The sequence below is a fragment of the Paenibacillus sp. FSL H8-0315 genome (genome assembly GCF_038005365.1).
Taxonomy (GTDB): Bacteria; Bacillota; Bacilli; order Paenibacillales; family Paenibacillaceae; genus Paenibacillus_AQ; species Paenibacillus_AQ odorifer.
Genome location: NZ_JBBOTA010000001.1, coordinates 687,718 through 711,594, shown reverse-complemented (window position 1 = coordinate 711,594; position 23,877 = coordinate 687,718). Strand labels below are relative to the sequence as shown.

Sequence of the window (23,877 nt, the reverse complement as noted above, 5' to 3'; positions counted from 1 at the left end):
GTATTATGAGGTTTCATTATACTTTTCAAAAAGTCGTTGACTTGAAGGGCAATGAGAAGACACAGGCAGAATGGATGCTCTCAAGCGCGCTTGGAGAATTGCAGGCACAGGAAAGAAGCCTGGATGAACTCATCTTTCAGCGGAGTGCTATCATGCTATCCTTACAAAATGCCGCAGAGCAAAAGACACCTATGATTAAGATTCGTGAAATGCAGGAGTATGTGGAATATCTGGATAAATGCATTGCCCGTAAGCATACGGACATTAGCCGTGCACATCAAGAAGTCCAGAAGAAACAAGATCAGTTAAGCACTAAGGTTTTAGATGAAAAAGTATGGTTGAAGGCAAAAGACAAGGCTGAGACACTGTTTCAGCAAAGTATGATTTTACGGGAACAAAACGAACTGGATGAGATGGCAACCGTCCGCTTCGCGATGAAATCCCTCTAACCCGGGAGGTTTCCGCTAGTGGCTAATATTGATAATGATATGGAACTTGAAAATGAAGGGTCAGCGGGGAAATTTGAGCGGTTCTTATTCTTAATGATACCGATTATCTTCACGCTAGTACTGCTTGGAGTACTGTTGACGCTTTTTAATATGGACATTCGTAATAATGTGCTTGAAGTTGCGAATAAAATTCCTATCCTGGAAAAATGGGTTCCTGATCCGCCTGCAGATCCTTCTAAACCGAAGGAAGAAAGCAAAAAGCAGGAAGTGAGCTCAGCGACAACGATTAAGGAGCTTAAAGCTCAGCTCGCCCAGCAGGAAGAAAACCTGAAGAAGGTTACAGATGAAAAAACAGCCCAGGATACCAAGGTTCAGGCGCTAGAGTCACAGATTGAGGGTATGAAGAAGGAAGCTGAAACCGCAGAGGCAAGCACAGAAGAAACTGAAGATCCTTATCAGAAACAGGTTTCTGATTTGGCTAAGCTGTATGCGGGCATGAAAGCTTCGAAGGCTGCACCGATCATGGAGAATTTAACTACAGAAGAAATGGTACAGATCTTCAGTGTCATGAATAAAGCGAGTAAAACTGCGATTTTGGAAAAAATGGATCCGCAAAAGGCTGCAGATGTAACGATTAAGTTAAAAGAAACCACATCTTCGAGTGACATGGCGATCGCAGCCCTTCAATCTAGATTGAAGAAAGATGCCGGCACAACAGCAACAGCAACAACCAGTAAGAATTTGGATAAGGAAAAGTTGAATCAGACCTTCAGCTCAATGACTCCTGCTAATGCAGCATCGTTACTAGGAGAAATGTACAAGATTAGCCCTGATAAGGTCGTGACGATTATGAATACCGTAAGTGATAGTGTTCGTTCATCTATTTTGGGAGAAATGACTAAAAATGATAGCGCGCAAACTGCGAAAATTGTTAATCGTCTGATGGGTGCTAAATAGATAGGGAAAGGAGGTGAAAAATAAATGAGTTTAGTCGTTCAATCGCTTGTGAGTGCAAACGCAACTGCAGTAAACGGGAGTTCATCGACTACAACGGGCACAACTACGACGAGTGCACCATTTGCTCAAACCCTGGTACAAACCATGGGAGGCAATGCCAACACCCCGTCGACTCCAGCTGAACCCCTATTGGGAAATCTAGCTTCTTTGCTGCAAGGCCTGTTAAAGGAAGTGCAGCCGACTGGAGAAGAGCAAGCAGGGCAAGACGCTCAGAAGGGTGAACTCCTTGAAAAACTTGCTGCTGATGTTGAGAAGCTGGATGAAAGTATCAGTAGTGATCCAGCTCTGTTGGTAGCCTTGCAAGCTTGGATTCTTCAGGTATCTGCACTTCTATCTGGAAGCCATGCTGCAGAGAATGGTACTACTACAACGGAAGCAGAAGTGGCTGGAAGCTTGTCACCATTGGCACAGAATGCTGATACATTAAGATTTGCAGTTCAAGATGACTTGCAAAGTTTAGTTTCTATGATTCAAGAAGCTGCAGTAAGTGGCAATGAGGAAGTTGCAACTAAGGGAATCAGTTTATTGAATAATTTCACAGCGCTTTTAGAAGAGTCCTCCTCTAACACTAATAAGGGGAAGGGAAAGACCAGCAATGTGAGTATTAATTCTGATTCTTCCTTACAACAGCCCGTTATTACTGAAAGCAAAAATAACCAAACGGATAAAACAATTCAGAATGTGAGCAGTCGTTCCGGAGAAGCTGTTGTAGTGAAAAATGATACGGTTGTAAGCTCGCCTGTGACATCAGGAACTGTGCAAGAAGCTGAAGCAGAGACTGCGAACACACCGTTAATCAAGACAGGCGTAACCGGGGAAACGAAGACAACAGAATCTGCTCAAGATTCCCCGCTAGGAATTACAGCTAACGAAGGGGATCATGAGGTTGTTACTGCGGGGCAGTTATCTCTGCGCGGAGGAATTACAGCACCGCTGAAGGCTGAAGTGCCAGCAGCGCCTGTACCGGTTCAGCAATTTGCTCAAGAAATGACAGGTTTCATTACAGGCAAATTAGAGATTGTGCAAAAAGGTGGGATCGCTGAAGCGACTATATCCCTTTTTCCAGAAAATCTCGGACAAGTTGATGTTAAGATCACCATGCAAAATGGTCATTTAGTTGCCCAGTTCATGACTGAACATACCGGCGCTAAAGATATGCTGGAACAACAAATGAACCAGCTTCGCGCTGCATTGCAATCTCAAGGTCTTCAAGTGGAGAAGCTGGAAGTTACGCAAAATAATACCCCACTCAATTCGCAATGGGGGCAGGAAGGACGCCAACCTAATTCCGGAAGTGGACAGCAGGGTAGACGTTCCAAAGAAAGCAGAGAGGAAGCCAGTGATGCTGTTCTAGCCGCAGAGCTGAATGGTGAATGGAAGGACTGGGTTTCAAATGCGGGACAAGAAGATCAGTCCCAAGGTGGATCTTTTTCTGCTAAGGCTTAACTTTAATAACAAAGGAAAGAGAGGTGAGTGGTTATGGCGACAACAGTTCCGGTCTCTACTAAAGATCAGTGGAATTATACAACTCCCGACTCTAGTGCACGGACAACGGGTAATTCTACTTTAGGTAAGGATCAGTTTTTGAAGATTTTGATTACTCAGCTGCAAAATCAAGATCCGATGCAACCGATGGAAGATAAAGAATTTATTGCGCAAATGGCCCAGTTTACATCCGTGGAGCAATTGATGAATATCTCTACTCAGCTTAATGCTATGAATCAGTCCCTTGGATCTGTATCCGGGTTGATTGGTAAAGATATTACTTGGACAGACACCGCCACAAAGCTGCCTAAGACAGGTAATGTTGAATCTATCGTTGTTAGCAATGGTATTCAATATGCGGTTGTGGGAAAAGACAGAATTGCTTTAACCGATATTACACAAATTCAGAATGCCGCAGCAACACCAGAAAGCGGTTCTGGTACAGATAGTAATACTCCGGAGAATAGCGGAGGAAGCGGGGCGAGCATATGAGTGACAGGCTTACTATAGGCCAACTGTATCCTGCGTCCCTGCATTCTACAACGTTACAACGATCTTCGCTGCCTAAGCAGTCTGTGGCGGGGGAAGCTTCTTTTGAGAGTTTACTGCAACAGAAACTATTAAAATTCAGCAATCATGCTGCTAAGCGCCTAGAACAAAGAGGGATAGAGCTTGGAAGCGGTCAGTTGGATCAAATTTCATCTGCTGTGGACAAAGCTGCTGCTAAGGGAAGTAAAGAATCCTTGATATTAATGAAGGATTTGGCGTTTATCGTTAGCGTTCCTAATCGCACAGTAGTTACTGCTATGGATGGTAACTCGATCAAAGATAATGTATTTACACAAATCGATAGTGCAATAGTGATTTCATAATAGGCTGGTCCTAACGGAAAGCCGAGGCGGCCGCTGACCGACTGACGCGGTCCCAATTCACTTGGAAAGTTATTAGGACTCTATAATCTGGGAGGACATTAAACATGTTAAGATCAATGTATTCAGGGGTTTCAGGAATGAGAGGCTTTCAAACTAAGCTTGATGTAATCGGTAATAATATTGCTAACGTAAACACTATCGGGTTTAAATCCGGACGTGTTATGTTCAAGGATATTATGAGCCAAACCGTTTCTGGTGTTACTGCACCGGGTGAGGATGGTCAAGGTGGGGTAAATGCGAAACAAGTTGGACTAGGTGTTAGTATTGCTTCTATAGATACCCTACATTTGGCTGGTAGTGCTCAAACCACCAACAACCCAACAGATTTACGTATCGATGGAGATGGTTTTTTCCTGGTTAAGCTTACTGAGGATCAAGATACTGCATTTTTGACCCGCGCCGGAGATTTCCACATTGACGCTGCGCGTAATCTGGTTACCGCTGACGGACTTCATGTTTTAGATTCCGACGGTGGGATCATTCAATTAGGTGACGATGTAACGGCGTTTTCTATCTCTAATGATGGAACAATTGTTCAGACCATGGAAGATGGAACGACTGGAGCTGGGGTGAAGATTGGTGTAGCCAAGGTTACTAACCCATCTGGTCTGGAGAAAATCGGAGGCAATCTGTATCGTATGACACTTAATGCGAATGCAGAAGGCGAACTAGTTCCGACTACAGCGAACAATACAGAAGATGGCACCGGGGCAATCATCTCTGGACAGCTGGAAATGTCCAATGTGGATCTTACCAATGAATTTACAGAAATGATCGTATCACAGCGTGGATTCCAGGCGAATTCCCGTATCATCACAACTTCTGATGAAGTGCTGCAGGAAGTAGTAAACCTGAAGCGTTAATTTAATCAATAAATTCTATATTTTCTTAAATGGTTCATGCGGAGTCGTGGGGGAGTTACTCCTCCCCCTATTTTGTTAGGAGGCCTGTTATGATATCGGTAACAAGATTAAATGGAACACCGATGTGGATCAATGCCCTACTGGTCGAAATGGTAGAAGAAAGCCCGGATACATATATTACGCTCGTAACCGGAAAAAGACTGATCGTTCTCGAAAAAGCCGATGAGGTTATTACGAAGATCCGGGATTATAACAGGGACATAGGCACATATGCTGCCACCATTAAAATCCAGTCAATGGAGGAGCTAACATGAAAAAGATGATGCCGTGGCTCATCACGATATTACTAGCGATTACTCTGATCGTGGTCGCCGCATTTTTACTAATGGACAGGATCTTTCCGAAAGATACGAACGAGGTAAGTGCTGCTGTTCAAAATGTGGAAACAAAACATTTAACTGCAGATGAAATCGTCGAATTGACGGCAGAGATCATTGATATCAAAACAAATCTTGCTGATCCCGATTTTATCCTTCAAGTAGATTTCGCCTTCCAACTGAGTTCTGCGAAATCAAAGGAAGAATTCGAAAAAATAAAAGAGATCAAAATCAAACCAATAATTATCAAGACGCTTGCAGATACCAAACCTGAGGACCTTAATGGAGCGAATGGAAAAGATCAGCTTAGCAGTAAGCTTATTAATCTGATCAATAAGACATTGACTGAGGGCCAAATTACTCAGATCGAAATCACCAAATTCCTTTTGGCTTCTGTGTAGCTTTATTCCTGATAATTCTTTGATGGGGGGGTGATTGAATTGGTTGATGTACTATCACAAAACGAAATTGATGCTCTACTTGCTGCACTTTCTTCAGGTGAGATGGACGCCGATGAACTTAAAAAGGAAGAAACTCAGAAGAAAATCCGCTCTTATGACTTTAAACGGGCTGTCCGCTTTTCCAAAGATCATATCCGCAGTCTTACACGGATACATGACAATTTCGCCCGTTATCTTACAACGTATTTTTCAGCCCAATTGCGCACCTTCGTTCAGATTAATGTCGTTCAAGTAGAGCAGCTCCCTTATGATGAATTTATTCGCTCCATACCGAAAATGACGATATTGAACATTTTTGAAGCAGAACCTTTAGAGGGCCGCATGGTAATGGAAGTTCATCCTAACATTGCTTTTGCTATGCTGGACAGGTTGCTTGGAGGCTTTGGAACTGCACCTTCTAAGATTAATGCTCTAACTGAGATCGAAACAACGATTATGGAGCGTATCTTTAGTAGATGTTTTGAGAGTCTGCAGGAGGCTTGGAAAACGGTGCTGGATATTCATCCGCGGATGGAAGCTCTTGAGACGAACCCGCAGTTCATGCAGATTGTATCGCCCAATGAGACCATTGCATTAATCTCTCTAAGTACCAAAATTGGAGACACAACAGGCATGATCAATCTTTGTATACCGCATGTCGTTCTAGAGCCTATCATGTCCAGACTTTCTGTTCACCAATGGTTTGTGACAGAGAAGAAGACGCGGGATGAAGATGAGCTACTGGCCATTAGAGCTAGAGTTCATAAAGCGAAGCTGCCGATTGTTGCTGAACTTGGAGAATCGAGCTTATCCATATCTGAATTCTTAGGGCTTAGTGTCGGTGACGTGATTTCTCTCAACAGAAACGTAGATTCTGGACTGTCGATTAAGGTAGGGGAGAAGCTTAAGTTCATCGGAAGTCCCGGAATGGTTAAAGATCGGGTAGCCGTGCAAATAGACGAAATTGTCAATGAAGGAGTTGAAGAATTTGACGAGTAAAGATTATTTATCCCAAGAAGAAATCGACGCCCTTCTGAGACAATCTGCGGAGGGCTCATTAGCTCCTACGGAGAAAACGGTAGATGACTATCTAACACCGTTTGAACAGGATGCTTTGGGCGAAATTGGTAATATAACGTTTGGCAGTGCAGCAACAGCACTTTCCACTTTACTAGGGAAAAAAGTAGATATTACAACCCCTCAAGTTTCGATCATTACACGCGGGGAGTTTGAAATCGCTTTTCCTAAACCGCATGTAGCTGTTCACGTTCAATATGTGGATGGGTTTCAAGGCATTAACTCACTTGTTATTAAGATTAGGGATGCGCAGGTCATTGCCGATCTGATGCTTGGCGGTGCTGGCGAACCTAAGGATGAAGAGTTGAATGAAATTCATATTAGCGCTGTGCAAGAAGCTATGAATCAAATGATGGGTTCTTCTGCTACATCGATGTCTACGATTTTTAATCGTTTTGTTAATATCTCGCCTCCGGGTATCGACATTTTGAATATGTCCAGCGGAGAAGGAGTAGGCAGTCTGCCAGACGATGAGACCCTAATTCGTATTTCGTTCCGGCTTAAAATTGGTGATTTGATAGATTCTACTATTATGCAGCTTTTGCCTGTTCAGTTCGCAAAAGATATGGTATCCATGCTTCTTGGTGATGTTAGTCCTGCAGAGGAGGAGGCAGCGGTCACAATGGCTGAAACACCTGCCGTGACTAATTCTGCTGAGACACCACCTCCAGCACCTCCGGTGCAACAGGCGCCCTCACAGCCCGCAGGAGGAACGCAACCACCATATCCACCGCAGGGTATGCCACCGTATCCAGGGATGCCAGAAGGCGGGTATTATTATCCTCCAGCGGGTATGCCAGCATACGGAATGCCTGGGATGCCACCATACGGTATGCCACCGCAAGGGATGCCATATGGACAGACACCACCGCTTAATTCTGAGGCAAATCGCAATGTAAATGTACAGCCTGTGCAATTTGCAAATCTGAATGGTGGGGCCTTTGGTCATATTGATGAAAATAATTTAAATTTATTGATGGACATACCGCTTAGAGTAACCGTAGAATTAGGAAGGACCCAGAAGCAGATCAAAGATATTTTAGAAATGTCACAAGGCTCAATTATTGAGCTGGACAAGCTCGCAGGTGAGCCTGTAGATATTTTGGTTAACAACAAGCTTATTGCCAAAGGTGAAGTCGTTGTTATCGACGAAAACTTTGGCGTACGCGTTACGGATATCGTCAGCCAGTGGGACCGAATTCAGAAATTACAATAAGCATACTTAGGGAGGATTTTGTAAAAATGGCTAACCGAATTCTAATCGTGGACGATGCAGCATTTATGAGAATGATGATCCGTGACATTTTGTCGAAAAACGGATTTGAAGTAGTGGGCGAAGCTCAGGACGGTTCTCAAGCGATAGAAAAATTCAAGGAACTGCGTCCGGACCTCATCACGATGGATATTACTATGCCTGAGATGGACGGAATCGCCGCCCTGAAAGAAATCAAAAAAGTAGATCCGGCTGCAAAGGTTATTATGTGTTCAGCCATGGGCCAGCAGGCTATGGTTATCGATGCAATCCAAGCAGGAGCTAAAGACTTTATCGTGAAGCCTTTCCAAGCTGACCGGGTTATCGAAGCTATTAACAAAACGTTGGGCGCGTAGGATAAAGTCATGTTATATTCCGAAACGCTCGGAAGCAGTAACACCCTGCTGAATTTGTTTAAAGTTATTATTGTCCTGGCGATAATCATTGTACTTATAGTGGTACTAATTCGTTTTCTTGGACGACGTAATCAGACCTTTATGAGCAACCGTTCCATAAGAACGCTTGGTGCAATAGGGCTTGGACCTAATAAGTCGATGCAGGTTATCGAACTGGGAAGCAGTCTTTACTTAATCGGGATTGGTGAGAATATATCCATTTTGGATAAAGTCACCGATCCGGATGAGGTAGCATTGATCATTGCGGCATTTGAGGATCAGTCCTCTAACCAGAATAATTTCCTCGCACCGCTTATTGCCAAGGTAAAGGTAAAGCTGCGTGGGGAGGTTCCATCTCAGGAAATTGAACTTAGTGAAACATCATCTTTTTACGAGACTCTGCAATCCAAGCTTCGTTCTGCACCAGAGCGTAAAGAGAAAATGGAAGAGCTGCTTCGGGATGATGTTACTAAGGATGAGTCGAGGAATATATGAAAAAGAAGCTAATTCTTGCTATTCTGCTGTTCGGTATTATCAGTGTGGTTATGATGACGCCGATACATGCTGATCCTATACCTAATGTTAATATTCAGGTCGGTAATGAAGGTTCAAGCAGTGGTACCAGTTCCATATCAATTCTTCTTCTTGTTACGGTTCTGAGTATTGCTCCGGCGTTTCTGGTTCTTATGACTAGCTTTACTAGAATTGTAATCGTATTAGGTTTTGTGAGAACCTCGCTGGGTACTCAGGCAATGCCTCCGAACCAGGTGCTGGTAGGACTTGCTCTGTTTTTGACCCTGTTCATTATGTCACCAACGCTGGCCACAGTGAATGAAAATGCGTTGCAGCCGTATATGAAGGGGACAATCACCCAAACTGAGGCTTTTGATAAAGCTGCTGATCCGATGAAAGAATTTATGTTTAAACAGACGAACACCAAAGATCTTCTGTTATTTATGAAATACACCGGTTATACCGGATCTACTAAACCGGCTACATACAGTGATATTCCACTGACGGTGATGGTGCCAGCTTTTGCAATTGGCGAATTGAAAAAGGCTTTTACAATGGGCTTCTTAATTTTCATACCATTCCTGATTATTGATATTGTTGTGGCGAGCACACTGATGGCCATGGGGATGATGATGCTTCCCCCGGTTATGATTTCATTACCTTTTAAAATAATGCTCTTTGTACTGGTAGACGGCTGGTACTTAGTCATTAAATCACTACTTCTTAGTTTTAACACCTGACCTAAAGAGGAGGCATGAGGGATGAGTACGGAGTTTATAATCGGGCTAGCAAGCCAAGCCGTATATTTAGTGCTGGAAGTCAGCGCACCCATGCTGATTCTTGGTCTGGTGGTAGGGCTAATAATCAGTATTTTTCAGGCTACGACACAGATTCAGGAACAGACGCTAGCGTTTGTTCCCAAAATCGTCGCAGTGCTACTGGCTTTATTGCTATTTGGTCCGTGGATCATCACGAAGCTGATTGACTTTACAAGCCAAATTTTGGGTAATCTCTATATGTATATTGGTTAATCAATGAACATGGAGACCATACTGCAAAGTTTACCCGTCTTTTTGCTTATTTTTTGTCGAATAACCGCTTTTTTTGTTGTCGTTCCTGTATTTTCTTCACAAGGGGTCCCGACAACCTTTAAGATTGGCATTTCTTTTTTTGTAGCATTGGTTGTCTTTAGTGCTAACGGAACAGGGCTTACGATCCCGCAGGATTTCAGTTATATTTTGCTGATTGCCAGAGAGGTATTAATAGGATTATTGCTAGGTTTCGTTGGATATTTGATGTTTATGGCGATTCAGACAGCAGGTTCATTTATTGATATTCAGATGGGCTTCGGTATTGCTAATGTTATCGATCCTATGACTGGAACGTCTGCACCAATTCTTGGTAATTTCAAATATATGATAGCCCTGCTAATGTTTCTGAGCATGAATGGTCATCACCATCTGCTAGATGCTATTGTGTACAGTTATAAATGGGTTCCTATGAATAATGATTTATTTCTAGGCATGATTGACGGTAGTTTGTCAGAGTTTCTGGTTCGAACATTTGCTCAGTCCTTTGTACTCGCTTTTCAAATGTCGGCTCCTTTAGTAACTGCGCTGTTTCTGACTGATGTTGGCCTTGCTTTCTTGGCGAGAACGGCTCCGCAATATAATGTATTTGTTATTGGGGTTCCGCTCAAAATCATTATAGGTCTTGCACTGCTTTTAGTGCTGATGCCTGGTCTGGCTGTGCTGTTTCAGAATCTCTTCGATATCATGTTCGAATCCATGGAGAATTTATTGAATCTCATGGGGAAGAGTCCGTAGGTGACCGTAAGGGGAGCGTATTATGCCTAAGACGAAGCGGTATAGACTGGATCTTCAACAATTCGCCGGTGAAAAGACGGAAAAAGCAACCCCGAAGAAACGGCAAGATGCTCGTAAAAAGGGTCAAGTAGCCAAAAGTGCTGAGCTATCCGGTGCAGTTGTATTGTTATCCGCAGTAGTTAGCTTGATGATGTTTGGTGGTTTTATGAAAGAACGCTTCATGAAGCTATATATGGATGTATTTCAGAATCAAATGACACTGGAGGTAACTCCTGAGAATATAACGCTGCTATTTAATCAATATGGACTACAAATACTGATTTTGCTAGCTCCATTACTTGGAATAGTTTTTGTTATGGCGCTGGTAAGCAATCTGGCGCAGGTGGGCTTTATGACCACTGGAGAGGGGATCACCCCTAAATTCAGCAAGCTTAATCCGATAAAAGGGTTCAAAAATATTTTCTCCATGCGTTCGTTTGTCGAGTTCCTGAAATCCATATTTAAGCTTCTAATTATCGCTTATCTGGTATATAGCACTTTATGGGGAGAAAAGAAGAACTTTGCATCCCTGTCGCATATCAGTGCGGAGGGGATTTTTAAATTTGCGGCCAAGCTGACGATGAGTCTTGGCTTGAAAATCGGGGCTGCCCTATTGGCTATGGCTTTTCTGGACTACATGTATCAGAAGTACGAGCATGAAAAAAGCCTGAAAATGTCCAAGCAGGATATCAAGGATGAATACAAAAAAATGGAGGGTGACCCTCTAATCAAAGGTAAGATCAGGGAACGCCAACGTAGAATGGCCATGCAGCGTATGATGCAGGAAGTTCCAAATGCGGATGTAATCATTACGAATCCTACGCACTTTGCTGTTGCGCTTAAATATGACGGTACCAAGATGGAAGCGCCGCAGATTATAGCAAAAGGGCAGGATTATGTAGCACTTCGCATCCGGGAGCTGGCTAAAGAGCACGGCGTCGTGACTATGGAAAACAAACCGCTGGCACGGGCATTATTCCAAAGGGCAGAGATTGGAGATGTCGTTCCAAATGATCTGTTCCAGGCTGTGGCTGAAGTGCTGGCATATGTATATAAGCTTAAAGGTAAGAGGAGATAAGGCGGGGGGGTTAGGACATTGAAAGCTAAAGATTTAACAGTTTTGCTAGGCATCATCGGGATCGTGCTTATGATGATTCTGCCTATCCCGTCCTGGCTATTGGACGTTTTGCTTGTTATTAACATCTCAATCGCATTAATTATCATTCTGGTTGCTATGAATACGAAAAATGCACTCGAATTTTCAATTTTCCCTTCATTGCTCCTAGTAACCACACTGTTTCGTCTGTCACTTAACATCTCGACTACAAAACTGATCCTGACTTATGGAGATGCCGGTTCAGTGGTATCTACTTTCGGTAGCTGGATCGCTGGCGGACAAATTGCTGTTGGATTTATCGTGTTTCTGATCCTGGTAGTAGTTCAGTTTATTGTTATCACCAAAGGTTCAGAGCGCGTAGCTGAGGTAGGCGCTAGATTTACCTTGGATGCGATGCCCGGTAAGCAAATGAGTATTGATGCCGATCTTAACGCAGGCATGATTAACGAAACCCAGGCACGTGAGCGTCGTCGTAACGTAGAACGCGAAGCGGATTTTTTCGGAGCCATGGACGGTGCGAGTAAATTCGTTAAAGGAGACGCGATTGCGAGTATTATCATCTTGCTGATCAATCTCATCGGTGGATTTATCATCGGTATGATGGTTCACGGGATGGACTTTGCTACTGCGTTATCCACTTATTCTGTATTGACCATTGGGGACGGTCTCGTCAGTCAAATTCCAGCTTTGCTGATTTCGACAGCAGCCGGCTTGATTGTTACTAGAGCTTCTTCGGAAGGTAATCTTGCAGAAGAGCTGACAGGACAGTTATTGTCCTATCCGAAATTGTTGTATATTGTCGCAGTTACGGTAGCTTTTCTTGGACTCTTTACACCCATACATATGATTACAACGCTCCCATTGGCCGGATTGCTGGCTTTTGCAGCCTACCGTATGGGACAAAATTTAAATAAGAAACAGATTGCCGAAGAGCAACTTGTTGAAGAGAAGCAGATTGAAGAGGTACGAAGTCCGGAAAGTGTCATTAATTTGCTGTCAGTTGATCCCATTGAATTCGAGTTTGGTTATGGTCTTATTCCTTTGGCGGATACAGGTCAGGGAGGCGATCTGTTAGATCGTATCATCATGATTCGACGGCAATGTGCCCTAGAAATGGGTCTTGTAGTACCTGTTATTCGCATTCGCGACAATATTCAACTAAAACCGAATGAATATGTCATAAAAATTAAAGGAAATACAGTCGGCGGTGGTGAATTATTACTTAATCATTACCTTGCAATGAGTCCAGGATATGATGATGAATCTATAAACGGTATTGAGACCATCGAACCATCCTTTGGGCTTCCAGCATTATGGATTGATGAATCGGTTAAAGAGCGGGCTGAACTGTCCGGCTATACTGTAGTAGACCCTCCATCTGTTGTCGCAACACATCTGACGGAGTTAATCAAACGTCATGGACATGAGCTGATAGGAAGACAGGAAACTAAGATGCTGGTGGACAACCTTAGGGATAATTATCCAGTGCTCGTCGACGATCTTATTCCTTCTGTATTGGCGATTGGGGATGTGCAGAAGGTGCTTGCTAAGCTGCTTCGTGAAAAGATATCGATCAGAGATTTGGTTACGATTTTTGAAACATTGGCGGATTATGGGACATACACCAAGGATCCGGATATTCTCACTGAATATGTTCGTCAGTCCTTGTCCAGACAGATTACTCAGCAATTCTCACAAGCAGGAGAGACACTGAAAGTCATCACAGTTGGACCTAATCTTGAAAAGAAAATTTCCGAGAGTGTGCAGCAATCTGAACAGGGAAGTTATTTGGCCCTAGATCCAACTTCGACACAAACGATCTATCAGCGGTTAAGTGAACAGATCAATCGATTGCTGCAGACAGGGCAACAGCCAATAGTGCTCACATCACCAACCATTCGTATGTATTTGCGGCAGGTGATTGAACGAACGATGCAGGACATTCCTGTACTGTCTTATAGCGAGCTAGAGCCTAACATTGAAATACAAAGCGTCGGAGTGGTGAATTTATGAGAGTGAAGCGTTACGTGGTCGATTCGATGCCTGACGCCATGCTTTCCATTCGCAACGAGCTTGGGAGCGAGGCCGTCATTTTAAGTACAAAGGAAATCAAAATCGGCGGATTTTTAGGGTTATTTAAGAAGAAAAAAATAGAAGTTGTAGCAGCAGTAGAAAAGGCAGAGAAGAATAATGTTCCAAAAAAGCCGGCTGCGCCAGCGATGAACATTCCACGGAGTGCAGTACCACAGGCTTATCAAAAAGCGTCATCTGCTTCCACTACACCTTCTATACCTACCGTACCTTCTGTTTCATTAGAAAAGCCAGAAGAGTCACGGACGTTTGCTGAGATTGCCGCAGCCTTATCGGAAGCTATCAATGTACAAGAATCGATAGCCAAGCATCCGGAGCCAGTACCTGAGCAAAAACTTCCTGAATTAAATCTGGAAGATGCACCTTCTGTATCAGCGTTGTATGAATCATTAGGATTAGAACAATCGCCAGAGGTTGCCACTGCTCTCGAAAATGATGTTCTTCGTGAGATTAGAGATATGAAGCTCTGGATGGAGCGAATTGCCAGACAATCCTCAGGTGGAAGAGAACTTCCAGACAGTCTGCAGGAGCTACGGGATCTTTTATTAGAGCAAGAAATGGATGCTGTGCTTGTTGAGGAATGGATCAGTAACATCTCGGAACGTTGGGTAGATGAAGGGCGTACTTGGGGACCAGAGAAATTTATGGGATCTCTTAAAGAACAGATTGATGGTTTCCTGACGGGACGAATTGCTGATGGAATTGCCCGGGATACTCAAATTGTATATATTGCCGGACCCACTGGAGTTGGAAAGACCACAACCATAGCTAAGCTTGCGGCAGAACAGCTATTTAAGCACGGACGCAAGGTAGGTTTTATCACCTCCGATACGTATAGAATCTCAGCTGTTGAACAGTTGCGAACCTATGCTGCTATCCTCAATGTTCCACTGGAGGTTGTCCAATCGCCAGGAGATTTGCAAAGAGCACTCTTTCGCTTGGAGAGTTGTGATCTAGTATTAATGGATACAGCTGGCCGAAATTATCGCAATGATATGCTAGTAGCAGAACTGCAAAGCTTGCTTGCGAAGGAATTGAGAAGTGAAACCTATCTTGTGCTTAGCCTGACCTCCAAAAGCCGTGATATGAAACTTATTGCAGAGCATTTCGGCAGATATAGACTGGATAAGGTTATTTTCACAAAGCTGGATGAGACGGGGAGTTACGGCCCGCTCTTTAATGTCCTGAATGACTTCCCACTTACCTTGTCTTATATGACTGATGGTCAAAATGTACCTGATGATCTGCTTATGGCTACCAAAGGACAGCTTAGTGAGTTGCTTCTTGGAACAGGTGAAACATGATGGATCAGGCACAATCCTTAAGACAGCTTGTATCCAGTCAGGATTCTAAAGTAGCTGTAAGAGGGGGATCATCCGCCAGGATCATTACGGTGTGTAGTGGTAAAGGGGGCGTTGGTAAGTCGAATTTTACACTTAACTTCGCTCTAACTTTAAAGGCTATGGGCAAACGGGTTTTGCTGTTCGATGCAGATATCGGCATGGCTAATATAGATGTGTTGATGGGCGTATCGGCGAGATATAATCTTTATCATTTGTTAAAAAGAGAAGCGGATATCGAGCAGATTATTCAATACGGTCCGAATTCGCTCCCTTTTATAGCTGGTGGCTCTGGAATGGATGAGCTATTTACTCTTTCAGAGTCTGATCTTGATTATTTCACAAATCAGATAGCACTTATCGCGGACAGCATGGATTATATTTTATTCGATACAGGTGCTGGATTATCTAAGGAAACGATGAAGTTTATAACTTCTGCCGACGATTGCTTAGTCGTTACTACACCAGAACCAACAGCTATCACAGATGCATACGCATTAATGAAGGTTGTGAATCGTTCCTATCCTGAGACTTCCTTTAAATTGATTGTGAACCAGGCAGGTGATGAAAGGGAAGCCATAGCGACAAGCGACAAGATCCGAATGGCCGCCAGTCGTTTTTTGCAATTAGATATTTCTTATCTTGGTCATATAAGCTCAGATGCCCATGTAGTGCAGGCTGTCAAAAGGCAAACGCCTTTCACATTGGCTTTTCCAAACAGTATTGCTGCAAAGGATATACATCGGCTTGCCCTAAGTTATTTGACCATTGATTCTAAAAAGACCACAAAAGTCCAAGGGATTAAAGGCTTTATCCATAAATGGTTAAAGCGAAGTAAATAGTTGTTCTGAATTTGGGACAGAGGTGGAAATGATATGAAGCCATATAAAGTATTGGTTGTTGATGATTCGGCATTTATGCGCAAGATCATTTCCGATTTAATTGAAAATGACGCTGACTTTCAGGTGACGGCAACAGCAAAAAACGGTCGTGAGGCTATCGAAAAAATCAATGAGCTTCGTCCAGATCTGGTTACTATGGATGTAGAAATGCCAGAAATGAACGGCCTGGAAGCGCTGAAAATAATAATGGCCTCAGACCCTCTGCCAGTGATTATGCTGTCAGGGATCAATGAAGAGGGCATGAAGGAAACCATTCTTGCACTGGAATGGGGCGCTTTTGACTTTATTCGTAAACCTTCGATTACCAACTCTCAGGATATCATGGGAGTAGGAGAATCCTTAAGGGAACAAATGAAAGAGGCTATGATGGCCCGGGAGCAGCGCGAAGCACGTGCTTCTGCATTTAAGTTGCCAGACATACCGCCAGTAGAAGTCGCACCGCCAACTGTACCGAGAGTGATGCCCGGCAAACCCAAGGTAGAACCTAAAGCTTCACTCAAAAATGAAGTGACCAAAAAACCGCGGGTGAAGCAGCCGTTAGATCATACTGTTCCTAAAAGAGCAGCAAAACCATTAATCTCTACTCCACCACCTTTATCAGAAAAGAGTAATGCAAGGTCAAGAGTAGAGAATAACGCTACCCCACCAAAACCGTTGCCTAAACCTAAAGTGGAAGTGTCTTCTGACGCTCCTGCAAATCCTCAGGTCCGGAAGTATGGGAGTAATGATCTGCAAAAGTTGGTTGCCGTGGGGTGCTCTACAGGTGGACCACGTGCTCTAAAGGTATTTCTGGAGAAGATTCCTGCGGATTTTCCAGCGCCTATTGTTATTGTGCAGCATATGCCGCCTAACTTTACCAAATCACTAGCCCAGCGACTGAATACCTTCAGCCCGCTAGAAGTGATTGAAGCTGAGCAGGGGATGATATTGCAAAAAGGAACTGCTTATATAGCACCTGGAGGCTATCATTTACAAGTTGTCCCATCCTCTAGAGGGCAATATGCGGTTGTACTCACAAAGGAGGAGGCACGTAATGGCCATCGACCTTCTGTGGATGTTTTATTTGAATCATTGCTGCCGCTCACATCGTTAGAACGTCATTTGTTACTAATGACAGGGATGGGTAGTGATGGGGCAAGAATGATGAAATCCTTATACGACTCTGGGGTAACCTCAACCTTTGCTGAAAGCGAAGAAACTTGTGTCGTATATGGAATGCCGCGATCTGCGGTGGAATTACAGTGCGTCCAGCACGTACTGCCTTTGCAAGAAATTGCTCCAAGGCTGGTGCAAGCTGTTAAATAACAGAAAAGCGAACTCAAAGGGGAGGTGCTCACTGATGGACATGAACCAATATTTATCCATGTTTATTGATGAGTCGAACGATCATCTGCAGTCATTGAACGAGAGCATGATGGGGCTGGAAGCGAATCCTGAGGACATTAGTATTGTACAGGTAATATTCCGCTCTGCGCATACCTTAAAAGGTATGGCAGCAACTATGGGCTTTGAAGATTTGGCTTCACTCACACACCAAATGGAAAATGTTCTTGATTTGGTACGCAACAACAAACTGCGCATGCAGGATTTCATTTTTGATACGTTGTTCAAAAGTTTGGATGCCTTGGAGTCTATGGTTGAGGATATTACGGGAGGAGGCGAGGGTAAAGCGGATGTTTCGTCTATCGTCTCCTCCTTACAGGCTATAGTCCGGGGAGAGATTCCTGTTGCGGGTGGTGAGGCAGCTTCTGTCTCAGGACCTGCTGCACAAGCGGTTGAAACCCCGATTCATTTAGATGAGTTTCAATTTTCTGTTCTAGAACAGTCGATTCAAGAAGGACATCAAGTATTATATGTGGACGTAACCATTCGCAAGGATTGTCAGCTTAAGGCAGTACGTGCATATATGGTGTTTGATCTTTTGGAGCGTTCAGGTGAAGTGGTTAAATCCTTCCCATCCGTTCAGGATATTGAACAAGAGAAATTTGATCAAAGCTTCTCTCTCTATTACATAACTCAAAAAAGTGCTGATCAAATTCAGGCTATGATACTAAATCTGTCTGAGATTGATAAGGTATCGGCAGTAGCATTGGATCAAGACTCTCTGCAACAGCTGGGTCAAGAAACAGCAGCAGCAGCCTCTGAAGTGGCTGCCACGACTACTGAGGCTCCAGCAGCTACACCTGCGGCTTCTGCCGCTAAACCCCTGCCAACCAAAGAAGAAGGGAACAAACCGGCAGCTCACAAAACAGGTGGGGCACCATCACGTACCATTCGTGTAGATATTGAACGTTTGGACGTGTTGATGAATTTATTCAGTGAACTTCTTATCGACCGTGTACGATTGGAACAGCTGGCTTCTGAGGTTCAAAATGGTGATCTTACAGAAACGGTTGAGCATATGGGCCGGGTAAGCGGAGATCTCCAGAATATTGTAATGAAGCTGCGGATGGTTCCAGTAGATACAGTATTTAACCGATTCCCACGTATGATTCGTGATCTAGCCAAGTCACTAGACAAAAAAGTAGATCTTATCATCACAGGAGCAGAAACTGAGCTAGACCGAACGGTCATTGACGAAATCGGGGATCCGCTGGTGCATTTATTGCGTAATGCAGTTGACCATGGTATCGAATCCATTGCGGATCGTGTTGCTGCTGGTAAGCCTGAGACCGGAACGGTCTATTTGCGGGCTTTCCACAGTGGTAATCACGTCTTCATTGAGATCGAAGAAGATGGAACAGGGATTTATCCGGAGAAGGTTCTGAAATCTGCTGTGAAGAAGGGTGTTATAACACAAGAGCAGGCAGCCAGTATGTCGGACGATGAAGCTTTTCAGTTGTTATTTGCCCCAGGCTTCAGTACAGCAGAGGTCATTTCTGATGTTTCAGGCCGCGGGGTAGGGCTGGATGTAGTGAAATCTAAGATTTCTTCTTTAGGCGGCAATGTAACGATTTATTCTGCTCCAGGTAAAGGAACAAATTTCTCAGTGCAGCTGCCTTTAACTCTATCAATCATTGCTGCAATGCTTATCCGATTAGGTTCCGAGAAGTATGCCATTCCTCTGACCTCTATAGTGGAAACCGGAATCGTGAAGCAATCTCAGATCCGTACAATCCATGGCAATAAAATGGTAGAATTCCGTGATTCGCATATTCCTCTGGTTTCGCTAAGTCGTCTCTTTTCAGTACCAGATTATGATGAGAGTACCGAAGAAGAAACAGAAATCGTAGTGGTGCGCAAGGGAGAAAGATTAGTTGCCTTAGCAGTACAGGATTTTATTGGCCAGAACGAGGTTGTGATTAAGAATCTGGGTAAATATTTGCCTGATGTACAAGGAATATCTGGCGCAACCATTCTTGGTGATGGTCAAGTAGCACTTATTATTGATCCGAACGCTTTTATTAAATAACTAGGATAGAACAGGGAGGTTCATTCCATGGCTGAAGATATTAAAGTGATAGTGTTTAAATTAGGCGTAGAGGAATATGGAATTGAAGTTGAAAAGGTACAAACTATTGAGCGCATGATGCCCATTACTCGTGTACCTAAGACCTATTCATTTATCAAAGGTGTAATTAATTTACGTGGGGTTGTTATTCCTGTAATTGATCTACGGGGCCGTTTCGGCATCGAAGAGGCTGAACACACCGATCAGACAAGAATCATCATCGTGTCTGTTAATGAAATGGAAGTAGGCTTCATTGTAGACTCTGCAAATGATGTTATAGATCTGAACAGAGATTCTATTGATACACCTCCTGATGTTGTTGGCGGCATCAAGGCAAAGTATTTGGATGGGGTGGCCAAGATTGGAGACGAGCGCTTACTGATTATGCTTAACTTGTCAGAAGTGCTTAACAAAAGCGAAATCGTTCAATTAGAAAGCCTAGAGGGCTAACCTGTGGAACTATTTAAGCACTATAAGGATTTCAAAATGGATGTGCTTAAGGAAGTTGGGAACATTGGAGCTGGAAATGCAGCCACCGCATTATCACAGCTCTTGAATAAGCCGATAGATATGGCTGTTCCTAAGGTACAGCTCCTTAACTTTGAAGAAATAACAGATAAAGTTGGCGGAGCCGAAGAACTTGTATATGCGGTGTTTCTACGTGTGGAGGGTGAAGCTCCAGGTAACCTGTTTTTCATTCTGTCACCAGAAGCGGCTATGAACTTGCTTAGTCGTATTGCGGGCATTGAGCTATCGAGTAATGAAGAGCTTGGAGAAATGGAGCTCTCTGCACTAAGCGAAATTGGCAATATTTTGGCAGGATCGTATCTTTCTTCTCTAGCAGATTTCACCGCACTTTCTATGTATCCAACGGTGCCGGCCCTTGCTATGGACATGGCTGGCGCTATCCTTAGCTACGGTCTGCTGCAATTCGGGCAGATGGGGGACGATGCATTGTTGATCGACACTACCTTCTTCGAAGGGAAAAACGAAATTGAAGGGCAATTTTTCCTTATTCCCGATCCGGAATCATTCCCGAAAATCTTCAAATCGCTAGGAGTTCCTTTTGAAAATGATTGAAGAACAAAGCATTATTAAAGTAGGGATGGCGGATCTTAACGTGGGTAGCCAAGACAGTTTAATTCGTACCACAGGTCTTGGCTCCTGCGTGGGATTAACATTGTTTGACCCTGGAAAAAAGCTTGCAGGGATGGCGCATGTAATGCTCCCATCATCTGAGATTGCTAGGGAAGGGCAGTTAAACATCGCTAAGTTTGCAGATACTGCAGTGCCGGAGCTCTTATCCCGTCTGCTAGAGCTTGGGGCGGTTCGGAGCCGGATCGTAGCCAAGATGGCCGGAGGTTCACAAATGTTTGCCTTTGCCGGGGGGAGCGACACCATGAGGATCGGGCCTCGTAATGTTGAATCTTGTAAACTAGCACTTGAAAATTTAAAAATTCCGTTAATCGCAGAAGACACAGGCGGCAATTATGGCCGTACGATAGAAATAGCCTGCAACACTGGTATATTGTTTATTCGCAGTGTGCAAAAAGGCGCTAAGGAACTATAATTATGAATATGATTGGAAACATTTTGATAAACTTGGTGTCGGGTTTGGTAGGTTTCATATTTACCTTTTTTGTAACCTACAGTAACAATGTATTGGGTACTAGTTTATTAAGAAGCCTAATTGCATTTATCATCTGGTTTCTGCTTGCTTTCCTCGTAAGATGGGTATTGGGTTTTATTATGATTCAAACATCGCCTCCGGATGAAGTGGATACTGGTGGTGAAGAACTTGGGGCGAAGCTGGATATCAGCACGCCTAATGAGGATGAAGAATTAATCAATCTACTAAAACCGAAGCCAGGACAAGGAAACGAAAATAGCGAGGGATTTAAGCCTCTTACACCTCCTAAGCTAGTTTCGATGAAGGATCCTGAAGAATTGGCCAAGGCCGTTCGTCACCTGAAAGAAGAATAAGTGAGGGCTGAGGCGGAATCGGTGATCTTATTGGAAGGTACATTTCGCCGCGAATGCTCGCTGACTAAACTTTGGGAAGGGTGAAAGCTATTGAACGAGCGTAAAGCTTCTCAATTGGAAACTGACGAGCTATGGGAACAGTGGAAAGAACACAGAGACCCTGATGCCAAAAAGAAGCTGATAGAGAGTTATCTCCATATTGTTGATTATGTATCCAGTCGTTTGGCTGTGGGATTACCCAAAAATGTATCCAAAGATGATTTAGCCAGTAATGGGGTTATGGGACTAATTGATGCGATTGAGAAATTCGACTACAAACGAGGATTGCAGTTTCAGACCTATGCGTCCTGGCGTGTGCGTGGTGCGATATTAGATTCATTACGCCAAAGTGATTGGGTACCTAGATCCGTTAGGGAAAAAGCTAAAAAAATTGAGGACGCTTATCAGCAGCTGGAGCAGAAGCACTTAAGGTCAGTTAGTGACGAGGAAATGAGCCAATACCTTAATATTAGTGAACTGGAATTTCAAAATATGTTGCAGGATGTGGCTGTGATGTCACTTTGTTCACTGGAAGACCCGATTCGTGAAGAGGAATCAGAGACCCGAATGTCCATACTGGTGGACGATAAAGCTAAGAATCCGGATAGCAAGGTAAATGAATTCTACTTGCGTGAAGCGCTCACCAAAGGTATTGAGAAATTAACGGTGAAAGAAAGGACCGTTGTGTCCCTTTTATATTATGAAGATTTATCTTTAAGTGAGATTGCTGAGGTCATGTCGTTATCTCCTTCAAGAATTTCGCAGTTGCATTCCAAAGCTATTTTGCGGCTGAGGGGAACGCTCGAGAAGAACCGTGATCTCCTTATGCAGAACGATTAACCGTTAGCGGTGACAAGGGGGAGCAAAATTTGATCGGTCAATATGCTTTGAATCAGTACTTGAGTATAACTTTTTCGGAGGACAAAGGAATCGCGTATTTGCAGTTCTCCAAAAAGGATGAGAATTTTTCCTGCTCATCTACAGAACTGGAAGCCTTCCTGCACAGTCACAATATTCGCTACGGTATCAAGAGTGATGTTGTCGAACGTATTAGTAGTCATCCTGAGGAGTTTTTTTGGAGTAAAGTTCCGATTGCTGCAGGTTATCCTGCTGTGCATGGCACGGATGGACGAGTTATGCTTACAGTTGATCTGGAAGAGGACCGCAAACCGCTTGAGAAAGCGGATGGTAAGGTCGACTACAAGGACTTGGTCCGGCTTCGTAATGTGCTTAAAGGAAAGTTAATAGCTAAAATTATCCCTGCCCAGCCTGGAAAGTTAGGGATGACTGTAACTGGTGATGAGCTTGCTTTCAAGGCTGGAAAGGAAGCTCATTTTAAAATCGGGAAAAATGTACTCATTGATAACGATGGCACTTCGATGTACGCAGCGATTGATGGACTGGTCACGTTAACTGATAACGGGAAAATCAATGTGTTTCCTGTATATGAAGTGAATGGTGATGTCGATTACGGCACTGGAAATATTGATTTTGTAGGTACAGTCGTCATACGTGGGAATGTCCTTTCAGGCTTTACGGTAAAGTCTGCCGGTGATATTCGGGTTGTAGGCGGCGTTGAAGGTGCAGAGTTAATCTCTGGGGGCTCCATTGAAATTACTGGTGGAATTATCGGATATAACAAAGGCCAAGTTACCGCTGGAAAAAGTGTGAAGGTTTCTTTCATTCAAGATGGAAACGTAACCGCTGGGGAAGATGTAATTGTTTCTCAGAGTATTATGCACTCCAATATACGTGCTGGTAGAGATGTTATCTGTAACGGCTCTAAAGGTTTGATTGTGGGTGGAATCGTTCAGTCTGGAGAAAGAGTTGTAGCAAGAACTATAGGTAACACCATGTCCACTGCGACTGTGATTGAGGTAGGCGTGGTTCCAGAGCTTAGAAATGAGATTAACGAACTTCGTCAAGAGCTGCGGCAGCTGCTGGAGAACGAGGATAAAACCTCTAAAGCTTTGTATCTATTAAATCAATTGGCTACTAACGGTCAGCTCCCTGCGGATAAAGTGGCGCTTCGCGTCAAATTAAATGCTACTAAACAATCCCATCAACGTGAAGAAAAAAGAATTAAAGAACGAGTGCTAGAGATAGAAAGAATGTTAGAAGATACAGGTAGAGCGAGAGTTGAGGTTATCAAAACCATTTATGGCGGTTCAAAGATCATGATCGGCAGATATACCCGATTTGTTAAGGATGCTACGGAGCGGGTTGTGTTTATTTACAGTGATGGGGATATATCTTTAACGCCGTACAATTAATCGGGCGGGCAGCATT

The 23,877-nt window shown here is 43.7% G+C and carries 27 protein-coding genes; all 27 read left to right on the top strand.

Annotated features, from left to right (window positions below):
- Nucleotides 1-5: 5 nt before the first annotated feature.
- A complete protein-coding gene (fliJ, locus tag MHB56_RS02955; protein WP_036688544.1) occupies nucleotides 6-449 on the top strand; it encodes a flagellar export protein FliJ in 444 nt (147 codons plus the stop codon).
- A gap of 39 nt (nucleotides 450-488) precedes the next feature.
- A complete protein-coding gene (locus tag MHB56_RS02950; protein WP_076127908.1) occupies nucleotides 489-1,406 on the top strand; it encodes a MotE family protein in 918 nt (305 codons plus the stop codon).
- A 24-nt stretch (nucleotides 1,407-1,430) separates the two neighbouring features.
- Complete coding sequence (locus tag MHB56_RS02945) at nucleotides 1,431-2,912, top strand: flagellar hook-length control protein FliK (protein ID WP_341143241.1); 1,482 nt, start codon at nucleotides 1,431-1,433, stop codon at nucleotides 2,910-2,912.
- A 33-nt stretch (nucleotides 2,913-2,945) separates the two neighbouring features.
- The gene (locus MHB56_RS02940) at nucleotides 2,946-3,443 is read left to right on the top strand and encodes a flagellar hook capping FlgD N-terminal domain-containing protein (protein WP_036688543.1); all 498 of its coding nucleotides are present in this window, start codon (nucleotides 2,946-2,948) and stop codon (nucleotides 3,441-3,443) included.
- Nucleotides 3,440-3,823: a TIGR02530 family flagellar biosynthesis protein gene (locus MHB56_RS02935; protein WP_036688541.1), complete on the top strand. Its 384-nt coding sequence runs from the start codon at nucleotides 3,440-3,442 to the stop codon at nucleotides 3,821-3,823. The genes MHB56_RS02940 and MHB56_RS02935 overlap by 4 nt, the downstream gene beginning before the upstream one ends.
- Nucleotides 3,824-3,927: 104 nt before the next feature.
- Nucleotides 3,928-4,746: a flagellar basal body rod protein FlgG gene (gene flgG / locus MHB56_RS02930; protein ID WP_036688538.1), complete on the top strand. Its 819-nt coding sequence runs from the start codon at nucleotides 3,928-3,930 to the stop codon at nucleotides 4,744-4,746.
- An 89-nt stretch (nucleotides 4,747-4,835) separates the two neighbouring features.
- Nucleotides 4,836-5,060 carry a flagellar FlbD family protein gene (locus MHB56_RS02925; protein WP_036688535.1) on the top strand — a complete coding sequence of 75 codons (225 nt, stop codon included), beginning with the start codon at nucleotides 4,836-4,838 and terminating at the stop codon, nucleotides 5,058-5,060.
- A complete protein-coding gene (locus MHB56_RS02920; protein ID WP_076100380.1) occupies nucleotides 5,057-5,524 on the top strand; it encodes a flagellar basal body-associated FliL family protein in 468 nt (155 codons plus the stop codon). The genes MHB56_RS02925 and MHB56_RS02920 overlap by 4 nt, the downstream gene beginning before the upstream one ends.
- Nucleotides 5,525-5,563: 39 nt before the next feature.
- The gene (gene fliM / locus MHB56_RS02915) at nucleotides 5,564-6,562 is read left to right on the top strand and encodes a flagellar motor switch protein FliM (protein ID WP_036688529.1); all 999 of its coding nucleotides are present in this window, start codon (nucleotides 5,564-5,566) and stop codon (nucleotides 6,560-6,562) included.
- On the top strand, nucleotides 6,552-7,856 hold the full coding sequence (gene fliY, locus MHB56_RS02910) for a flagellar motor switch phosphatase FliY (protein WP_076182668.1): 1,305 nt from the start codon (nucleotides 6,552-6,554) through the stop codon (nucleotides 7,854-7,856). Before fliM ends, fliY begins: the two co-directional genes overlap by 11 nt.
- 26 nt (nucleotides 7,857-7,882) lie before the next feature.
- Nucleotides 7,883-8,248, top strand: a complete 366-nt coding sequence (locus tag MHB56_RS02905; protein WP_076127811.1) for a response regulator — start codon at nucleotides 7,883-7,885, stop codon at nucleotides 8,246-8,248.
- A gap of 9 nt (nucleotides 8,249-8,257) precedes the next feature.
- Complete coding sequence (locus tag MHB56_RS02900; protein WP_036688521.1) at nucleotides 8,258-8,782, top strand: flagellar biosynthetic protein FliO; 525 nt, start codon at nucleotides 8,258-8,260, stop codon at nucleotides 8,780-8,782.
- Nucleotides 8,779-9,540 carry a flagellar type III secretion system pore protein FliP gene (fliP, locus tag MHB56_RS02895; protein WP_036688518.1) on the top strand — a complete coding sequence of 254 codons (762 nt, stop codon included), beginning with the start codon at nucleotides 8,779-8,781 and terminating at the stop codon, nucleotides 9,538-9,540. Before MHB56_RS02900 ends, fliP begins: the two co-directional genes overlap by 4 nt.
- A 21-nt stretch (nucleotides 9,541-9,561) precedes the next feature.
- A complete protein-coding gene (gene fliQ / locus MHB56_RS02890) occupies nucleotides 9,562-9,831 on the top strand; it encodes a flagellar biosynthesis protein FliQ (protein ID WP_036688516.1) in 270 nt (89 codons plus the stop codon).
- A 9-nt stretch (nucleotides 9,832-9,840) separates the two neighbouring features.
- Nucleotides 9,841-10,626 carry a flagellar biosynthetic protein FliR gene (gene fliR, locus MHB56_RS02885; RefSeq protein WP_341143240.1) on the top strand — a complete coding sequence of 262 codons (786 nt, stop codon included), beginning with the start codon at nucleotides 9,841-9,843 and terminating at the stop codon, nucleotides 10,624-10,626.
- A 22-nt stretch (nucleotides 10,627-10,648) separates the two neighbouring features.
- On the top strand, nucleotides 10,649-11,743 hold the full coding sequence (gene flhB / locus MHB56_RS02880) for a flagellar biosynthesis protein FlhB (protein ID WP_036688512.1): 1,095 nt from the start codon (nucleotides 10,649-10,651) through the stop codon (nucleotides 11,741-11,743).
- Between the two features lie 18 nt (nucleotides 11,744-11,761).
- On the top strand, nucleotides 11,762-13,795 hold the full coding sequence (gene flhA / locus MHB56_RS02875; RefSeq protein ID WP_076182665.1) for a flagellar biosynthesis protein FlhA: 2,034 nt from the start codon (nucleotides 11,762-11,764) through the stop codon (nucleotides 13,793-13,795).
- Nucleotides 13,792-15,177, top strand: coding sequence for a flagellar biosynthesis protein FlhF (gene flhF / locus MHB56_RS02870; RefSeq protein WP_341143239.1), 1,386 nt, complete (start codon nucleotides 13,792-13,794; stop codon nucleotides 15,175-15,177). The genes flhA and flhF overlap by 4 nt, the downstream gene beginning before the upstream one ends.
- Entirely contained in the window at nucleotides 15,174-16,055 is an 882-nt protein-coding gene (locus tag MHB56_RS02865) for a MinD/ParA family protein (RefSeq protein WP_076276206.1), read from the top strand. The genes flhF and MHB56_RS02865 overlap by 4 nt, the downstream gene beginning before the upstream one ends.
- Before the next feature lie 33 nt (nucleotides 16,056-16,088).
- A complete protein-coding gene (locus tag MHB56_RS02860) occupies nucleotides 16,089-17,420 on the top strand; it encodes a protein-glutamate methylesterase/protein-glutamine glutaminase (RefSeq protein ID WP_076127819.1) in 1,332 nt (443 codons plus the stop codon).
- A 34-nt stretch (nucleotides 17,421-17,454) separates the two neighbouring features.
- Complete coding sequence (locus MHB56_RS02855) at nucleotides 17,455-19,527, top strand: chemotaxis protein CheA (RefSeq protein ID WP_076182652.1); 2,073 nt, start codon at nucleotides 17,455-17,457, stop codon at nucleotides 19,525-19,527.
- A 27-nt stretch (nucleotides 19,528-19,554) separates the two neighbouring features.
- Nucleotides 19,555-20,016 carry a chemotaxis protein CheW gene (locus MHB56_RS02850; RefSeq protein ID WP_036688501.1) on the top strand — a complete coding sequence of 154 codons (462 nt, stop codon included), beginning with the start codon at nucleotides 19,555-19,557 and terminating at the stop codon, nucleotides 20,014-20,016.
- A 36-nt stretch (nucleotides 20,017-20,052) separates the two neighbouring features.
- Nucleotides 20,053-20,646 (top strand): chemotaxis protein CheC, encoded by a 594-nt coding sequence (locus tag MHB56_RS02845; protein WP_282579874.1) that lies wholly within the window; start codon nucleotides 20,053-20,055, stop codon nucleotides 20,644-20,646.
- Nucleotides 20,639-21,136, top strand: a complete 498-nt coding sequence (locus tag MHB56_RS02840; protein WP_036688499.1) for a chemotaxis protein CheD — start codon at nucleotides 20,639-20,641, stop codon at nucleotides 21,134-21,136. Before MHB56_RS02845 ends, MHB56_RS02840 begins: the two co-directional genes overlap by 8 nt.
- A gap of 2 nt (nucleotides 21,137-21,138) precedes the next feature.
- Nucleotides 21,139-21,549 (top strand): hypothetical protein, encoded by a 411-nt coding sequence (locus MHB56_RS02835; RefSeq protein ID WP_370510671.1) that lies wholly within the window; start codon nucleotides 21,139-21,141, stop codon nucleotides 21,547-21,549.
- 90 nt (nucleotides 21,550-21,639) lie between these two features.
- Entirely contained in the window at nucleotides 21,640-22,428 is a 789-nt protein-coding gene (locus tag MHB56_RS02830) for a FliA/WhiG family RNA polymerase sigma factor (RefSeq protein ID WP_076127824.1), read from the top strand.
- A gap of 29 nt (nucleotides 22,429-22,457) precedes the next feature.
- Entirely contained in the window at nucleotides 22,458-23,861 is a 1,404-nt protein-coding gene (locus tag MHB56_RS02825) for a DUF342 domain-containing protein (protein WP_036688497.1), read from the top strand.
- The last annotated feature ends 16 nt before the right edge of the window (nucleotides 23,862-23,877 follow it).

Coding starts and splice junctions, on each gene's coding strand:
- MHB56_RS02840 (WP_036688499.1), top strand. CDS start 20,639: ATGATTGAAGAACAAAGCATTATTAAAGTAGGGATGGCGGATCTTAAC.
- MHB56_RS02945 (WP_341143241.1), top strand. CDS start 1,431: ATGAGTTTAGTCGTTCAATCGCTTGTGAGTGCAAACGCAACTGCAGTA.
- flgG (WP_036688538.1), top strand. CDS start 3,928: ATGTTAAGATCAATGTATTCAGGGGTTTCAGGAATGAGAGGCTTTCAA.
- MHB56_RS02860 (WP_076127819.1), top strand. CDS start 16,089: ATGAAGCCATATAAAGTATTGGTTGTTGATGATTCGGCATTTATGCGC.
- MHB56_RS02920 (WP_076100380.1), top strand. CDS start 5,057: ATGAAAAAGATGATGCCGTGGCTCATCACGATATTACTAGCGATTACT.
- MHB56_RS02950 (WP_076127908.1), top strand. CDS start 489: ATGGAACTTGAAAATGAAGGGTCAGCGGGGAAATTTGAGCGGTTCTTA.
- MHB56_RS02940 (WP_036688543.1), top strand. CDS start 2,946: ATGGCGACAACAGTTCCGGTCTCTACTAAAGATCAGTGGAATTATACA.
- MHB56_RS02855 (WP_076182652.1), top strand. CDS start 17,455: ATGGACATGAACCAATATTTATCCATGTTTATTGATGAGTCGAACGAT.
- MHB56_RS02835 (WP_370510671.1), top strand. CDS start 21,139: ATGAATATGATTGGAAACATTTTGATAAACTTGGTGTCGGGTTTGGTA.
- MHB56_RS02905 (WP_076127811.1), top strand. CDS start 7,883: ATGGCTAACCGAATTCTAATCGTGGACGATGCAGCATTTATGAGAATG.
- MHB56_RS02935 (WP_036688541.1), top strand. CDS start 3,440: ATGAGTGACAGGCTTACTATAGGCCAACTGTATCCTGCGTCCCTGCAT.
- flhF (WP_341143239.1), top strand. CDS start 13,792: ATGAGAGTGAAGCGTTACGTGGTCGATTCGATGCCTGACGCCATGCTT.
- fliP (WP_036688518.1), top strand. CDS start 8,779: ATGAAAAAGAAGCTAATTCTTGCTATTCTGCTGTTCGGTATTATCAGT.
- flhB (WP_036688512.1), top strand. CDS start 10,649: ATGCCTAAGACGAAGCGGTATAGACTGGATCTTCAACAATTCGCCGGT.
- MHB56_RS02900 (WP_036688521.1), top strand. CDS start 8,258: ATGTTATATTCCGAAACGCTCGGAAGCAGTAACACCCTGCTGAATTTG.
- fliJ (WP_036688544.1), top strand. CDS start 6: ATGAGGTTTCATTATACTTTTCAAAAAGTCGTTGACTTGAAGGGCAAT.
- MHB56_RS02865 (WP_076276206.1), top strand. CDS start 15,174: ATGATGGATCAGGCACAATCCTTAAGACAGCTTGTATCCAGTCAGGAT.
- fliQ (WP_036688516.1), top strand. CDS start 9,562: ATGAGTACGGAGTTTATAATCGGGCTAGCAAGCCAAGCCGTATATTTA.
- fliR (WP_341143240.1), top strand. CDS start 9,841: ATGGAGACCATACTGCAAAGTTTACCCGTCTTTTTGCTTATTTTTTGT.
- MHB56_RS02850 (WP_036688501.1), top strand. CDS start 19,555: ATGGCTGAAGATATTAAAGTGATAGTGTTTAAATTAGGCGTAGAGGAA.
- MHB56_RS02925 (WP_036688535.1), top strand. CDS start 4,836: ATGATATCGGTAACAAGATTAAATGGAACACCGATGTGGATCAATGCC.
- MHB56_RS02845 (WP_282579874.1), top strand. CDS start 20,053: ATGGATGTGCTTAAGGAAGTTGGGAACATTGGAGCTGGAAATGCAGCC.